This is a genomic window from Tangfeifania sp. (assembly GCF_055108615.1).
Map to the genome: position 1 here is coordinate 38,627 of NZ_JBSQIC010000002.1, position 16,133 is coordinate 54,759.

Annotated in this window: 14 protein-coding genes; all 14 read right to left on the reverse strand. The window is 42.9% G+C overall.

Annotation, left to right across the window (positions count from 1 at the left end):
- Window position 1: 1 nt before the first annotated feature.
- The 14 genes from ACTCNA_RS00760 to leuC all read right to left on the reverse strand — a co-directional run bounded on the left by ACTCNA_RS00760 (window position 2) and on the right by leuC (window position 16,115).
- Window positions 2–910 (reverse strand): mevalonate kinase family protein, encoded by a 909-nt coding sequence (locus tag ACTCNA_RS00760; RefSeq protein ID WP_462945981.1) that lies wholly within the window; start codon window positions 908–910, stop codon window positions 2–4.
- Entirely contained in the window at window positions 907–1,950 is a 1,044-nt protein-coding gene (mvaD, locus tag ACTCNA_RS00765; protein ID WP_462945982.1) for a diphosphomevalonate decarboxylase, read from the reverse strand. Before mvaD ends, ACTCNA_RS00760 begins: the two co-directional genes overlap by 4 nt.
- Entirely contained in the window at window positions 1,934–2,893 is a 960-nt protein-coding gene (locus tag ACTCNA_RS00770; protein ID WP_462945983.1) for a GYDIA family GHMP kinase, read from the reverse strand. The genes mvaD and ACTCNA_RS00770 overlap by 17 nt, the downstream gene beginning before the upstream one ends.
- Window positions 2,868–4,187, reverse strand: coding sequence for a hydroxymethylglutaryl-CoA reductase, degradative (locus tag ACTCNA_RS00775; RefSeq protein WP_462945984.1), 1,320 nt, complete (start codon window positions 4,185–4,187; stop codon window positions 2,868–2,870). The genes ACTCNA_RS00770 and ACTCNA_RS00775 overlap by 26 nt, the downstream gene beginning before the upstream one ends.
- Window positions 4,174–5,187 (reverse strand): beta/alpha barrel domain-containing protein, encoded by a 1,014-nt coding sequence (locus ACTCNA_RS00780; protein WP_462945985.1) that lies wholly within the window; start codon window positions 5,185–5,187, stop codon window positions 4,174–4,176. Before ACTCNA_RS00780 ends, ACTCNA_RS00775 begins: the two co-directional genes overlap by 14 nt.
- Window positions 5,184–6,356 carry an acyl-CoA dehydrogenase family protein gene (locus tag ACTCNA_RS00785; protein ID WP_462945986.1) on the reverse strand — a complete coding sequence of 391 codons (1,173 nt, stop codon included), beginning with the start codon at window positions 6,354–6,356 and terminating at the stop codon, window positions 5,184–5,186. Before ACTCNA_RS00785 ends, ACTCNA_RS00780 begins: the two co-directional genes overlap by 4 nt.
- Window positions 6,357–6,366: 10 nt before the next feature.
- On the reverse strand, window positions 6,367–8,331 hold the full coding sequence (locus tag ACTCNA_RS00790) for an acetyl/propionyl/methylcrotonyl-CoA carboxylase subunit alpha (protein ID WP_462945987.1): 1,965 nt from the start codon (window positions 8,329–8,331) through the stop codon (window positions 6,367–6,369).
- Window positions 8,331–9,137 (reverse strand): enoyl-CoA hydratase-related protein, encoded by an 807-nt coding sequence (locus ACTCNA_RS00795; RefSeq protein ID WP_462945988.1) that lies wholly within the window; start codon window positions 9,135–9,137, stop codon window positions 8,331–8,333. The genes ACTCNA_RS00790 and ACTCNA_RS00795 overlap by 1 nt, the downstream gene beginning before the upstream one ends.
- A 4-nt stretch (window positions 9,138–9,141) precedes the next feature.
- A complete protein-coding gene (locus ACTCNA_RS00800) occupies window positions 9,142–10,707 on the reverse strand; it encodes a carboxyl transferase domain-containing protein (RefSeq protein ID WP_462945989.1) in 1,566 nt (521 codons plus the stop codon).
- Window positions 10,708–10,877: 170 nt separating this feature from the next.
- Entirely contained in the window at window positions 10,878–11,942 is a 1,065-nt protein-coding gene (gene leuB, locus ACTCNA_RS00805; protein WP_462945990.1) for a 3-isopropylmalate dehydrogenase, read from the reverse strand.
- A 160-nt stretch (window positions 11,943–12,102) separates the two neighbouring features.
- Window positions 12,103–12,306, reverse strand: a complete 204-nt coding sequence (locus ACTCNA_RS00810; protein ID WP_462945991.1) for a DUF433 domain-containing protein — start codon at window positions 12,304–12,306, stop codon at window positions 12,103–12,105.
- Between the two features lie 72 nt (window positions 12,307–12,378).
- Window positions 12,379–13,962, reverse strand: coding sequence for an alpha-isopropylmalate synthase regulatory domain-containing protein (locus ACTCNA_RS00815; protein WP_462945992.1), 1,584 nt, complete (start codon window positions 13,960–13,962; stop codon window positions 12,379–12,381).
- 131 nt (window positions 13,963–14,093) lie between these two features.
- Entirely contained in the window at window positions 14,094–14,681 is a 588-nt protein-coding gene (leuD, locus tag ACTCNA_RS00820; RefSeq protein WP_462945993.1) for a 3-isopropylmalate dehydratase small subunit, read from the reverse strand.
- 33 nt (window positions 14,682–14,714) lie between these two features.
- Window positions 14,715–16,115: a 3-isopropylmalate dehydratase large subunit gene (gene leuC / locus ACTCNA_RS00825; protein ID WP_462945994.1), complete on the reverse strand. Its 1,401-nt coding sequence runs from the start codon at window positions 16,113–16,115 to the stop codon at window positions 14,715–14,717.
- Between the last annotated feature and the right edge of the window lie 18 nt (window positions 16,116–16,133).

Sequence of the window (16,133 nt, forward strand, 5' to 3'; positions counted from 1 at the left end):
ATCAGAATATTCGGATTTTTGAAAATTCACTGGGTAAATCGTCTTCATTTTCTGCAAAGGCCAGCAAAAATCCGCCGCCGCCCGAACCGAGCAATTTTACCGGTGTGTTGTTTTTTGCGCTATGTTTGAAAAAATATTTGAACGATTCCGGAATCATTTGAGCAAAATGTTCCGACTGAAAAGCCGAGATTTGTTCTAATTGGTCGAAAAGTTCCTTTTTGTTTGCTTTCAGAAAAGCCTGAATGGCTTTGTTGTTGGCTGGAAGAAAATCGTTGTGGAATAGATTTTTAAACTCCGGGTTCTCCATTTTTTTGTTGAAAAGTGAGACCAGTGGGGCGGTGGAACTTTTTATTTTGGTATCGATAAGAAAAACTGAAAAAATATTCTCACGGATTTTTATTTCGGGGAGCTGGATTTTTTTGGGTGATAATAAAACCGGCCGGTTTAAAAAAGAAACCAGTGGATCGATGCCCGAACTGCGGCCGTGAAAACTGCTTTCGAGTAACGAAAAATCCTTCTTTAGAATTTGAAGAATTTCATTGTCATTAATTTCATTTTTGTTTTTTTGAAAAGTACTGTAGCGTTTGAAAATTGCAGCACACAAAGCGCCGGAGCTTCCCAGTCCGTACCGGACAGGGATATTGGATTCAAAATAAATTCCTTGTTTCAAATCATTTCTTAAAAGTTCAATTTGAAGCGGAAATCTCATTTTGGCATTGATATTTGCGGCTTTAAATGTGGTAACAAACTGTTGAATTTCGGATTGACTGTTCAAAATGTTGGCATCTTTTGCTTCTGCTGCAACCTTAAGCGAACCTTCGAATTTTGGAAACGGAACTGCCAGCGCATCAGCTCCGTAAAGCAATCCGTATTCGCCGAACAACAGTAATTTTGAAGTAAACTTCTTCATTCTTTCAGTTTTTTCGGGCCGTTTCCAATTTGATCATCCAGCCAGTTTCCGTTTTCGGTAAATTTCATCAACTCATTTTTAATGAATCGATGTACTTCATTTTTGTCTTTTTCAAAATAGAGAAAATGAATGTTTGGACCGGCATCGATGGTAAAACCAACCGGTAAATTGGTTTGCCTGCGGAAATCCTGGATTTTTCGGATAATTGCCAAACTGTTGGGATGAAGCAGCAAATAAGGCGGTTCCGAGGTCATCATCATCGAATGCAAACTGAGCGCTTCTTTTTCAGTTATTTTGAAAAATTGTTCATGGTCGCCGGTTTTCATTGCTTGCAGAATTTCATGTGTATGATTGTTTGCCTGTTTTATCCGAGCCTCCCGGAACGGATGATCGTTCATTAACTGGTGGCCGGCCGAACTGGAAACTTTCTTTTTCGTGGAATCGACCAGCAAAATGGCATCGTGCAACGTGAAATAATCAGCGTGGATGTTTTCAGAAACCGGAACAGCGTGGTGGTTTGAAGTGCCTGAAATTTCAGCAAATTCACCCCAAATGGCAAATTGCGGATAAACCGACCGGCAGGCACTTCCGCTTCCCAGCCGGGCGAGTTCAGAGGCTTTGCTGAAGAAGTTTGAAGTTGAAACCTCATTCTCCTCAACCTGATTTTTCAAATCGGTCAGGCAAAGTGCCAGTGCTCCAAAAGCCGATGCCGACGAGGCGATGCCAGCAGAGTGGGGAAAAGTGTTGCTGCTTTCAATGTGAAACGAAAAATCGTTCAGCCATTTTTCATCTTTCGCCAACACATCGAAGTAGTTGCGAATTCGTTCTCCAAAGGCCGATGATTTTCCTTCGAAAATGAATTCAACTTTCCGGTTATTACTTTGGGGTATTTCAATTGAAGTTTTGGTTTTTGCATTTTGCAGACTAAAACTCACCGAAGGATTCAATGGCAACTGCGGCGTTTTTTTCCCCCAGTATTTTATTAGCGCAATATTAGACGGGCATTCCCATTCGCTTCGATATTTATTTTTTTGCTTCACTTACTTTTTTCCAATCATTTAAAATTAACTCGTTCCACGTAAATATTGTTTGCAATCCTTTCCTTTTGAAATAGTTTTTAGTTGCTGTTTCGTTCATCGATGAGGCTGCGAGGTAAAAATCGCCGCCCCACGCTCCGAGAGATTTTACAGCCCCGTTAAAATCGTTGAAGTATTTTTGCTGAACAGGCTGATCATCAATAATCCCAGCAATTATTTTTTCATGTTTGCTGATTAATTCTTGAAAATTACTGAGTGTTTTTGCTTTGGATATATTTTTAGAGATTTCATCGATTTGACGGATTCCTTCGGAAATATCAGCATTCGTTTTCAGAAAATGCTCAATGCCATGACGGGTATTTTTTTGGGTGCCGGAGTAGATAAAATAGAGGTGATCTTCGAATGGAAAACTAAGATTTACCGGTATTCGTTTTTCTCCAGAACGATAAAATACCGGGCCGTCAGCTTTTGCACAGGCGATGTCGTAACCTGAGCCTTTAAATATCAACTTGTTTAATTGGTAGGCATCAACATTCGTCCAGCTTGCGAGGTTGGCAATTAATGTGCTGCTGCTGCCCAGTCCCCATCGCGGATCGAACTCCAGTTTTGTGTGAATATTAAATCCCTTTTCAAATGAAAAATCAGGATTTAACTGCCCGATGGTTTCAAAGATTTTTTTCAGCAATTCTGCTTTTTCCGAATCGGTACTGTGGATAATTTTGAAATCGGGAAGTTGAAATTCGCACGAAAACCACTGACCGCCGGGAGTGCTTGCTTCCCAGCTAATCCTGTTTTTTTGATTTCCGGGAGTAACTGCCATCGACTGGCCCAATTTTAGCGGCAATGCCAGCGCTTGTGCTCCCTGCAAAACAAGGTATTCGCCGGTGAGTAAAAGTTTTCCATGCGCATAAAAAGTTTGGTTACTTTCGGACATAGTCTTCAACATATTTGTTTACTGCCTGGTACGATATTTCTTTGTCACTGAAATAATCTCTGGCTGCTTTTTTCTGACTTTTCGAAAGGTTGAACTGGCTTAAAATATTGCTCAGGTGCATTTTCATGTGTCCCTTTTGAATACCGCTGGTTACCAGTGCATTTACTGCCGCCCAGTTGGAAGCCAGTCCGGCGGTGGCAATGTACCCCATCATCTCCGGTGCCGATGGATTTTTCAGAATTTTCATTGCCAGTTTTGCCAGTGGATGTAACGCCGTAACTCCTCCCACAACACCCACTGCCATCGGGATTTCCATTTCAAAACGAAACATTCCTTTATTTATGGTTACGTTGCTCAGTCCGCGATACTGTCCGTCTTTTGAAGCATAAGCATGGGCACCGGCTTCAATGGCACGGTAATCGTTCCCGGTTGCTACTGTCAGTGCATCCATTCCGTTAAAAATGCCTTTGTTGTGCGTCACCGCGCGCGAAACATTGTTACGGGCAATGTGAACTGCCAGTGCAAATTTTTCAGCATAACTTTTGGCTTGTTGTTGGTTTTTCGTCAACTCTTCCACCGGGCATTCCACCCAAACTTTTACGCGGCTATCCGGCACGTAGTTCGATAAAATGGCCATCACTATCTCCACTTCTTTTTCATTTGCTGAAAACTGGTTGCTGTTTTCGATAAATTTTGTCAGGCTTTTCCCCATTTGTTCCAAACACGAGTTGATGAAGTTGGCACCCATGGCATCGCGGGTTTCAAACGAAACGTCGAGCTGATAATAATTTTTTTGAATTTCAGGCAGGTATTTTAATTGAATATCAAGTATTCCGCCTCCGCGCTTTTCCATTTTCAATGTAAGCGGGGCAACTTCACGCAGCAAGGTTTCTTTTAATTGAGTAAAATTTTTTTTCAGTTTTTCGGGAGAACCACTCCAAACAAAATGGATTTGTCCTTTTTTTTCAGTACCCGGAATTTTTGTGTGAAACCCCCCGCGTTTGGCCCAATAGCCTGCTGCTTTTGCCAACGCTGCAACTACCGAACTCTCTTCGGTTACGAGCGGAAAGGTGTGCATTTTTCCATCGACCAAAAAATTAGGTGCCACAGAAAAAGGCAAATGGTAATTGGAGAGTTGATTCTCGCTTAAATCAGCAATAACCGATTGCTTTTCACTGTTTGTGAGTTCAAAAGAATCCAGAAATGAGGCAGTTGATCCATCCAGGTTCAATTCCTGAATTAACCATCTGATTTTTTCTGAACGTGAAAGTTTTGAAAATCCGGAAATGATTTTATTCTCCGTCATATTCAGGATCGATTTTTAGAAAATTCTGTGCAAAACGGTAGGCCGTAATCTGATTTTCGATGAAAGTTTTCAGCTTTTGATAGTCGCCGGTGGCATGTTTTAACACCTGAGAAGCCATACCAAAGATTGCGGGTAACTCGCTTTTTGAAATCAAATAGTAGCCGTCGAGGTAATTTTTAATTCCGCCCGAAATAATCAATTGTTTGCAGGTTGAATTTCCGTTGGTTTGCAGCAGATGATTAACTGTATTCACCATCTGGTTGGCAGTTTGGCCCACAAAAGTAAACGGTTTGTACATTTCCATTTTTTCGGGTTCGTCGCGCATGAGCTCAAGTTTCGAAAAATTGGTGCCACCATACGCTGCAAACTCAATGGCTTCGAGGTTTAAATGGAAGAGTCGGTTCAGGCTTTCATTGCCCATTCCCAATCCAACTTCTTTAACAATTAATGGTACATTTATACGGCTGAGCAATTCTTCAATGGTTACAATAGGAGGGTTTTCAATGTGTTCGCCTTCAGGCTGAAACCATTCCTGCATGGGATTAACGTGAATAATCAGACCATCGGCACGGAGTTCGCCAACCATATCAGTAATGGCTTTTTCGTTTTTGTCTTTCAGTAACTGTTCAATTTGTGCAATTCCCAGGTTCGCCCAGAAAGGCCGGTCAGGACCAATAATATCTCTCATGTTGAAATCGTCCCAGTAGGTTTTGCTAAACAGAATTTTTCGGCAGGAACCCAGGCCCATTCCCAGTCCAAAGTCACGGCATGCGCGGGCAATGTTTTTGTTGATGTGGTTGGCTTTTCCGGTGCCGCCGGTCATGCTCGATACCCACATTGGTGCTTTCATGGTTTTCCCCAGAAATGCAAAAGACTTGTCTTCTCCGTTGGGGTGGCCTGCCAGCATGGGTTCATAAATAAACCGGCGGTCCTGTTCAAACTTGCTTGTTTGCGAGTCGAATGCCAGTTGTATATGGTCATTTTTTCTGTCTCTGTTCATTTTGTTTTCTGTTCATCTTTTAAAACCGCGCGCGAAATTACCATTCGTAATACTTCCGACGTTCCTTCGCCGATTGATAATAAACGCTGATCGCGGAAAAAGCGTTCAATGGGGTATTCGTCATTCCTGAAAAAACCTGCGCCGCCAAAAATCTGGAGTGCCTCGCTGGCAACATCGCTGGCAACCTGCGATGCATAAAGCTTGGCCATTGCTGATTGTTTGCCGAACGGATGTCCATTATCTTTTAACCAGCATGCATTATAAAGGGTATTCCTGACGTTTTCAATTTTCATGGCCATGTCGGCAAGTTTAAAGGAGATGACCTGGAAATTGGAAATGGGTTTCCCAAACTGTTTGCGTTTTTTGGTAAAATCAACAGCCATCTCAAAAGCTCCCTGTGCCAATCCCAGTCCCATTGCAGCAATCGATAACCGGCCGGAATCAATGGTTTTCAGCATGATTTTAATGCCTTGTCCTCTTTCACCCAGTTGGTTTTCCCCAGGAATCAAACAATCGTTGAGATAAACCATTCCGTTGTCGGCTGCCCGCCAGATCAGTTTGCTTTTCATGTACCTGGCAGTGTAACCGGGAGTATCACGAGGGACCAAAAAAGCTGTAAACTCTTTTTTGCCGTTGCTTTTCATACCTGTTTTTGCCACCAGGCTCATACCACCTGCCAGTTCTGAAGCCGTGTTGGTTATATATTTTTTATGACCGTTAATCAACCAGCCGTTTTTCTTCATTTCTGCCACGGTTTCTACTCCCTGTGCGTCAGAACCTGCATTTTCTTCGGTTAGGCCAAAAGCCCACAATTTTTCTCCGTTGCAAAGTTGTGGCAAGTATTTTTCTTTCTGTTTTTCTGTGCCAAATTCCAGAACAGGACCCACACCAAGCGAGTTATGCGCTGCCAGCGTTGCCGCAACGGAACTGTCGATGCGTGCCAGTTCTTCAACAGCGATAATAAATGAGAGGTAGTCGCTGTTTTGTCCCCCATATTTTTCAGGGGTTTGCATTCCGAAAAGATTCAGCTCATTTATCGATTGGATTAAATCTACCGGGAATTCTTCCCTGGCTTCAAAGTCACCAATAACTGGTTTTATTTTGTTTTCCGCAAAATTTCTTACTTTTTCACGTATTGCATTATGCGTCCCATTTAAAAATGCATTCATAAATAATTATTTAGAATTCAAATTCTACTAAGGTCTTTTTGTCTTGTACGGTTTCTCCTTTCGAAACCTGAATGTTTTTTACCCGTGCCGATGCCGGGCTTTTAATGGTTATTTCCGATTTCATCGATTCAATAATTATTAAATCCTCTCCTTTCTTCAAGGTTTGACCGGGTTGAACTAATATGTCAATTACTTTTCCGAATAACCCTGAAATAACTTTGTCTGTTATTATATCCGTCCCTTCATTTCGGTATTTATTTAGCTGCACCTCTTCTAAAACATGGTTGCTTCTCACACTGTAATATATGCCATCATATTGGGAAATAGATTTTTTATTATTCTGAAAAATAAAGATAGTAATATCTTTTTTATTTAGGGAAAAATCAATTTTTGAACCAGAAAATTTAATGTTGGATATTTTTTTTACCGTTCCATTGAGCTGAATCTCAATGTTTTTGTTTATTTGTAATATGTTGAATTTGTGCTGTTTGTTGTCGATGAAAATTTCAAAGCTTTGATAAATGCGGTGATAGCCCAACTCATTCCAAATTGAAATGGGGTGAACAGGACGCTTAAAATGATGCAGAAAATAGGCAGCTGCGAGCGGAACGGAAGGAATTTCGTCCTTGTGAAGAAAACTTTTAGTTTTCATGTTATTTTCCAGCCACCTTGTGTTAATTGAATTGGATTTAAAATCGGGGTGGTTGACGGCAATCGCAAGGAGTTCTTGTGTTGTGACAACTCCCGGTAAAAATAAATTGGAAAGGGCATATCGTGCCTTTTCAATGGCTTCATTTCTGGTTTTTTCATGAACAATGAGTTTCCCTGCAAGCGAATCGTAATTTGCTGAAAACACTGTTCCGGGTTGAAGAAAACTGTCCCACCGGGCTTCTGCTGGTGTTTGGATATCAGTGATTTTTCCGGTTGACGGCAAAAAACCAGATGCAGGATTTTCTGCACAAATGCGCATTTCAATGGAATGACCAAGTGCTTTAAGGTCTTTTTGACTTACAGGGATTTTTTCACCTGCTGCAATTTTTAGTTGCATTTCAACCAAATCAACACCTGTAACCATCTCGGTAACCGGATGTTCAACCTGCAGGCGGGTGTTCATTTCCAGGAAATAAAAATTTTCATCTTCATCCACTAAAAATTCCACAGTTCCCGCTCCACGGTAGTTAATTGAACGGGCAATTTTGAGGGCAGCATTGTACAGTTTTTCTTTTAACTTTTTTGAGATTGAGTTGGCAGGAGCTTCTTCTGTTAATTTCTGATATTGGCGCTGAACACTGCATTCACGTTCAAAAAGGTGAATGGCATCTCCTTTCCCGTCACTCACCACCTGGACTTCTATGTGGCGTGTTTGGGGCAAGTATTTTTCAACCAGCAGGTCACTGTTGGCAAAATATTTCATGGCTTTATCCTTAGCCCTTTTTAATGCTTCCGGAAGATTTTCGGCTTCGTAAACAATTTCCATCCCTTTTCCGCCACCACCCCCAGAAGCTTTAACCAAAACCGGGTATTCAAAATTTTTGGCAGAATTTAAAATGTCATTTTCTGAACCGGTAACAGATGAAATGACAGGAATTTGGAGCTTTTTTACAAATTGGTTGGCCTGAATTTTCTCACCCATTAGCCTGATCTGTTGAGGTGTGGCCCCGATGAAAATCAACCCGGCCTGTTCAACTTTTTCGGCAAAATCTGCATTTTCTGATAAGAAACCATACCCGGGATGTATGGCTTTGGCACCTGTGTTTTGTGCAATTTCAATAATTTTTCGCTGGTTCAGATAAGTTTCCTGCAACGTATCACCTTTCAGGTTAACAGCTTCGTCGGACAGGGAAACATGCAATGACTCGCGGTCGTCATCCGCAAAAATGGCTACGGTTTGGATACCCAGCTTTTTGGCTGTTCTGATTATGCGGACAGCAATTTCTCCACGATTGGCTATTAAAATTTTTCCGACTGTTTCCATTAATCCTGATTGGTTATTTGATTGTTCCAGCTGGGTTTTCTTTTTTCAAGAAATGCCTGCAATCCCTCTTTCCCTTCCTCTGAATGAGTTAGTTGTGCCAATAGTTGAGCGGTTTTTTCGCTGGAGGAGGTTGTAACTTCTCCCGATTCTATTTTATGCAGTAAATTTTTGCACGCCCGCAATGCATTTGGCGAAGATGTTGACATTTTTTTTATGAGGAGATCGGTTTCACTGAAACGTTCTCCATCGGCTGAAATAAAATCAACCAGTCCTGAATTTTTTGCTTCCGGTGCCAAAAATCTTGAGCCGGTGTACATTACTTTTTTCATGTGTTGAACTGAAAGGCGTTGAGCTACAAAAGGTATTATGGTAGCAGGAATTATTCCCAGCCTGATTTCTCCGAAAGCAAATGCGGTGGATTGTTCCGCAATTACAAAATCGCATGCTGAAATTATGCCGTTGGCACCACCCAGCACATTACCGTGAACCGCTGCAATGGTAATTTGGGGTGCATCGCGTAATTCATTGAGAAGGGCAGGAATTTGCAGGTATTCTTCCCGGTTTTCCTGTATCGACTTTTCTCCTGCAGAGGCCAGCCAGCTGATGTCGGCTCCTGCGCAAAACGATTTTCCATTGCCCGATATGACCAGGAAATGAATTTCGCTTTTTTGGGAAATCGATTTTAGTGCATCCCGAAATTCTCCAATTAGTTCAGGATTCAATGCATTATGCTTGTCGGGGCGGTTTAAAATTAAATCGGCCCTGTTCCTGTCAATTTTAACTGTTATGTATTTCAGGTTCTTCATCTTGTTACATTCTGAAAACCCCGTATTGGGGTGTCCGTTCGGGTTGATTAAGGGTGATGTGAAAAGCAAGGCCTAAGATGTGTCGGGTTTCTGCGGGGCTGATAATTCCATCATCCCAAACCCGCGAAGAGCTGTAATAAGCAGTGCTTTCTTTTTTGAACTGTTCAATAAGCTGGTTGCCGCTGCCATTCTGCCCAATTGTGTTCAGGATGCCCGAAGCTTGTTCGCCTCCCATAACCGAAATACGCGAGTGGGGCCACATGAAAAGAAAATCGGGTTCGTAGGCCCGGCCTGCCATGGCATAATTACCTGCACCAAACGAACCGCCAATTACTACTGTTAATTTGGGCACTGTTGTATTGGCAACGGCCTGAATTAATTTAGCACCGTCGCGTGCAATTCCTTCGTGTTCATATTTTTTCCCCACAATAAATCCCGTGATATTTTGCAGAAATAACAACGGTGTTTTTCGCTGGTTGCAAAGCTGAATAAAATGAGCACCTTTTCGGGCACTTTCAGCGGTTAAGAAACTTCGGTTGCCTAAAATGCCAACTGTTATTCCTTTTATCCGGGCAAAACCTGTAACCAGGGTGTTGCCGTAGTTTTTCTTGAATTCGTGAAAATCGCTTTCATCTACCAACCGTTCAATTATTGCGTGAATGTCAATCGGTTTTTTCAGATCAACAGAAAGGTAATTGTAGATGCTTTCAGGTTCAAAATGGGGCTCTTTCACTTTCTCAATTTCAATTTCTTTTTTTCTGCCAACAGGAAAGCCGGAAACGATTTTCCGGCAGATTTTAAGGGCATCCACATCGTCCTCGGCCAGGTGATCGGCAACTCCCGAAATGGAGGTGTGAACTACGCCCCCGCCCAGCTCTTCGGCTGAAACTTCTTCGCCGGTTGCCGCTTTAACGAGTGGCGGCCCGCCAATAAAAATTGTTCCCTGGTTTTTCACAATAACAGTTTCGTCGCACATGGCCGGCACGTAGGCACCGCCGGCAGTGCAGGAGCCCATTACCACCGCAATTTGCGGGATGCCTTTGGCCGATAGCCGGGCCTGGTTATAAAAAATGCGGCCAAAATCGAACCGGTCAGGGAAAACGTTGGCTTGTTCCGGAAGATAAATTCCTCCGGAGTCAACCAGGTAGATACAAGGCAGGTTGTTATTCAGGGCGATTTCCTGTGCGCGGATGTGTTTTTTTATGGTTTCTTTTACATAAGTTCCGCCTTTTACGGTGGCATCGTTGGCAACAATCATGCACTCGCAGCCGTGTACAACACCAATTCCGGTTACTATTCCGGCTGAGGGAAAAGCATTGTTGTATTGATCGTAAGCCGCAAAGGAGGAAAGTTCCAGAAAATAGGTTTTGGGATCAACCAAAAGGTCAATTCGCTCGCGGGCCAGTAATTTCCCCCGTTCACGATGTTTTTCTTTTGATTTTCCCGGGCCATGTGAACAAACCTGCTGCAAGCGTTCTTGGTAATTAGTCATTACTGATTCATAATCAGTTACTTGTTCTGTGTTTGTTCCCGTATTTTCCAGCGTTGTATTTTGTTTAACTTTACCCATTAAGGTGTTAAATATTTTAATATTCAAAAATCTTCTAATATGACAAAATTAGAGACTTTAAGTTCATTTCAATTATTCATATTTTTCATACAAAAAAAGAACCGTTAAAAAATTAACGATTCTTTTTGGGGTAGAAAATCTTGCCGGCTAACTAAAAGCCGGTAAGCTTATTAAATTTTTTCAATGTGGTGTGCAATCCAGTCGCCCACCTGCGAAGTTTTGTATGCAGGCCCCTGGGCAATGTCTTCAGTTACAATTCCTTCATCCATTGAAGCGGCCACCGCATCGCGAATGGCTTTCCCTTCATCCGGGAGGTTGAAAGCTGTTTCAAACATCATGGCTGCGGAGAGGATGGTGGCAACCGGGTTGGCAATATCTTTTCCGGCAGCCTGCGGATAAGAGCCGTGAATGGGTTCGAAAACCGAAGTGTGAATTCCGATGGACGCGGAAGGCAGCAGTCCGAGCGAGCCGGTTATCACGCTGGCTTCGTCGGTTAAAATATCGCCAAACATATTTTCGGTCACCATTACATCGAAGTTTTTGGGCCACTGGATAATTTGCATGGCGGCATTGTCCACAAACATATATTCGGTTTGAATGTCGGGATATTTGGGTGCCATTTCCTGGGCCACTTCGCGCCACAACCGCGAACTTTCTAAAACGTTGGCTTTGTCAACCACTGTTAATTTTTTACGTCGCTGCCCGGCAAATTCGTAGGCCAGTTTCAGGATGCGTTCAATTTCGTTGCGTGTGTAAGTGTTGGTATCGAAAGCGGTATTGCCGTTGTCTTTCCGGCCTTTTTCGCCAAAGTAAATGCCGCCGGTCAGTTCGCGGATACATACAAAATTGGCACCTTCCACCAATTCGCGGCGGAGCGGAGATTTGTGCAGCAATTGTTCGAATGTTTCCACCGGCCGGATGTTGGCATACAATCCGAGTTTTTTGCGCATGGCCAGCAGTCCCTGCTCGGGGCGTACCGTGGCTTTCGGATTGTTGTCGAACTTTGGATCGCCGATCGCACCGAATAAAACGGCATCTGAATTCATGCAGAGTTCATGTGTTTCATCCGGGTAAGGATTTCCTACTTTATCGATGGCAGTTGCGCCGGTCAAGGCGTATTCATATTCCAACCCGTGATTAAATTTTTTGGCGATTGCTTTAACCGTTTTCATCGCCTGTTCGGTAATTTCGGGCCCAATTCCGTCGCCCGGTAAAATGGCAATTTTTAGTTTCATTAATTTCTATTTTAATCTTTTTGAATATTGAACAAAACCGTATTCAAATTTACTTCCACAATAAAGGATGAGTATTTATTTAGTTTTTGTATCTGGGTTAAATTGTCTGTAATTATTTGAATCAATTCATTATTTGGAATATTTCCTAAACTAATTTTTATCAGTTTAATTGGAGTTTTGCAAAATGTAAACTTGCAAGAATATCTTCCTTTTCAAGTTCCGGGTGATCATCGAGGATTTCCCCGGTGCTCATTCCCGAACCAAGCATATCGATAATAACTTCAACCGGCCATCTCATTCCACGAATACATGGTTTTCCATGACAGATTTCCGGATTTGTGGTAATTCTTTCCAAATAGTTCATATAAAAGTGTTTTTAAGCAAATTTACTGTAAAAACTGTGTATTTCAAATAATTAAATTTTAGAAAATGGTATTTACGAAATACTGTCCATAATTTTATTCAGCAAACCCGGCTTAAACTCGTTTTCGATGATGTTCAGCATGCGGATTGTGGCTTTGATTGCGGCTACATTTTGATCCGGATCGAGACCTTTGGTTTTAAACTCGCGACTGTTTTTCCAGGTAATTACCGTTTCTACCAGTGCATTGGTTTTTCCGCCGGGCGGGATGGTTACCGTGTAATCAATGAGTTTCGGGAATGATTTACCGAGATGCTTGTATATTTTCCGGAGTGCTTTTACAAATGCATCGTACTGGCCGTCACCATCGCTGAATTCCTCAAAAACTTCTCCTTCAATTTCAAGGCTAACGTTGGCAACCGGACGCAATCCCATGGTGTGGGTAACCGAAAAGTTTATCACCCTGATTTTTTGTTCCATCAGATCGTTCTCCAGGGCATCGGCAACAATGTAGGGCAGTTCGTCGGAGGTAACCGTTTCTTTTTGGTCGCCCAGTTCAATAATCCGCTGCGTTACTTTTTTCAGTGATTCTGCATCGAGTTCAATGCCCAGCTTTTCCAGGTTCTTTTTGATGTTGGCTTTACCCGATGTTTTTCCCAGCGCATACTGCCGTATTCTTCCAAAACGTTCCGGCAGCAAGTCGTTGAAATAGAGGTTATTTTTATTGTCGCCATCGGCATGTATGCCGCTGCATTGGGTGAATACAAATTCACCGATTAGCGGCTTGTTTGTGGGGATACGAATTCCGGAAAACGATTCTACCAGCTTTGAAACTTTGTTCAACTGGCTTTCATTCACCCGGGTTTTCATTTTCAGGTGATCTTTAATGGTGGCAATCACGCTCGACAGTGGCGCATTCCCCGCACGCTCGCCCAACCCGTTAACAGTGGTGTGCACGCAGCGTATTCCGGCTTTTATGGCATGGAAAACATTGGCAATGGCCAGATCGTAATCGTTGTGGGCATGGTAATCGAAGTTGACATCGGGATAAGCCTCAATCATTTCGCGGCAAAAATCGTAGGTTTCATCGGGGTCTAAAATTCCGAGCGTGTCGGGCAGCATTATCCGGTCAACTTTTTCCTCTTTCAGTTTCGAAATCATAAAATGCACATAGTCTTTTGAGCTACGCATTCCGTTTGACCAGTCTTCGAGATAGACATTCACCCGGATGCCCATTTCCCTGGCATTATGAATTACCTTTTTAATGTCGGACAAATGTTCCTCCGGGGTTTTTCGTAACTGCCCTTTTACATGGTTCAGCGAACCTTTGCAAAGCAGATTAATTACTTTTCCACCGGCGTCGGCAATCCATTTCAGCGAAATGTCATTATCAACAAACCCCAGAATTTCAATTTTTTCGAGATGTCCTTTTTCGGCTGCCCATTTCATTACACGCTGCGACCCCCTGAATTCACCCTCTGAAACTCTTGCCGAGGCGATTTCAATTCGGTCAACCCTTACATCTTCCAGCAACACCTTGGCCACACTTAGTTTTTCCCCTTCGCTGAAAGAGACACCGGTGGTTTGTTCTCCATCGCGAAGGGTGGTATCCATTATGGTGAGCTGTTTTCCCTCTATTTCAACTGTTTTGCCTGTCATTTTTTTGGTGCCCCTCCCAACCTCCCCAATGGAGAGGAGAGTGAGGACTTTTTTTATTTCTGTTATACTAATAGTACTTCTTGTAGAATTGTCCTCGTTAAAATCTTAATAAAAGTCCTCCTTTGGAGGATTTAGGAGGCTTCAAAAGCAGTAATTTCATCTTTCATCCGAACCAGGTAATCGATATCGTCGAGCCCGTTTTTGAGGCAATGCTTTTTGTAGGCATTAATTTCGAACTCTTCGGTTTCACCTGTTGTGAGGTTCGTAAATGTTTGCTCCTCCAGGTCAGTATTGAATTCGGCTTCCGGATTTTTTTCAATGGTTTCAAAAATTCGTTCAAGGAATTCGGGTGTTACAACAACTGGCAGCAAGCCATTGTTAATCGCATTGTTTTTAAAAATGTCGGCAAAAAAGCTGGACACCACCACTCTGAACCCATAATCGTAAATTGCCCAGGCAGCGTGTTCGCGGCTCGATCCGCTGCCAAAATTTTTACCGGCAACCAAAATTTTTCCTGAATACTTCGCGTTATTCAGCGGGAAATCGCTTTTGGGTGATCCATCTTTGTTGTAACGCCAGTCGCGAAAAAGGTTTTCGCCAAATCCTTTGCGTTCTACTGCTTTTAAAAATCGCGCAGGAATAATCTGGTCGGTATCTACATTTTCAACTGGCAGCGGAACTGCCGGTGATATTATTTTTGAAAATTTATCGTATGCCATATAATTTATTATTTATGATTAACCAATAAAAATTTACATTAACTCTCTCGGGTCGGTTATTTTTCCGGTAATCGCCGCAGCTGCTGCTGTGAGCGGGCTGGCCAGCAAAGTTCTTGCTCCGGGGCCCTGGCGACCCTCAAAATTCCGGTTGGTTGTTGAAACGGCGTATTTCCCTTCCGGAATTTTATCGTCGTTCATGGCCAGGCAGGCCGAGCAACCGGGCTGACGAAGCCTGAATCCTGCTTCTTCCAAAATTTCGAGCAGCCCCTCTTCTTTAATTTGTTGTTCAACATGCTTTGAGCCCGGTACCAGCCAGGCATTCACATCCGGTGCTTTTTTCTTCCCTTTAACAAAAGCGGAAAAAGCCCTGAAATCTTCAATCCTTCCGTTGGTGCAACTGCCTAAAAATACGTAATCTATTGTTTTGCCAAGCATTTTGTCACCAGGCGAAAATTCCATGTATTTCAATGCTTTCTCCAGCGTTTTTTTATCGCTTTCTCCCATTCCGTTGTAAATTGGAATGTTTTTGGTGATGCCGATTCCCATTCCCGGGTTTGTTCCATACGTAATCATGGGTTCAATGTCAGCGGCATCATACGAATATTCAGTATCGAACGCGGCATCTTCGTCTGATTTTAAATTTTTCCATTTTTCAACTGCCTGCTCCCAGTCCTTTCCTTTTGGAACAAATTCGCGGCCTTTCATGTAATTGAAAGTGGTTTCGTCGGGTGCAATCATTCCGCCGCGGGCACCACTTTCAATACTGAGGTTGCAAAGGGTCATGCGGCCTTCCATGCTAAGGCTTTTAATTGCCGAACCGGCGTATTCAATAAAATGGCCGGTTCCGCCGCTGGTTGAAATTTGTGAAATGATGTACAGCGCAATGTCTTTTGCCGTAACCCCTTGCTTGAGTTCGCCGTTTATGGTAATCCGCATTTTTTTGGGTTTGGGCTGCATTATGCACTGGCTGGCCAAAACCATTTCCACTTCGCTGGTGCCAATTCCAAAAGCAATGGCACCAAAAGCCCCGTGGGTTGATGTGTGGCTGTCGCCGCAAACAATTGTCATGCCGGGCTGGGTGAGTCCTTTTTCGGGACCAATGATGTGCACAATGCCATGTCCTTCACTTTGAAGATCGTGATATTTGATGCCATGTTCAGCACAATTTCTCTTCAACATTTCCACCTGGTTGCGCGATAATTCGTCAACTATGGAAAGGTGCTGGTTTTCGGTAGGAACGTTGTGATCGGGAGTGGCAGTGGTTTGCTCCGGGCGAAATACTTTCAGTCCGCGGTTTTTCAGGCCTAAAAATGCAACCGGACTGGTTACTTCGTGAATTAAATGCCGATCGATGTACAATACATTCGGGCCGCCTTCCACCTTTTTCACCACGTGGTTGTCCCAAATTTTATCGAATAATGTTTTTGCTTCCATTTTTTTATTGAGTTTTCT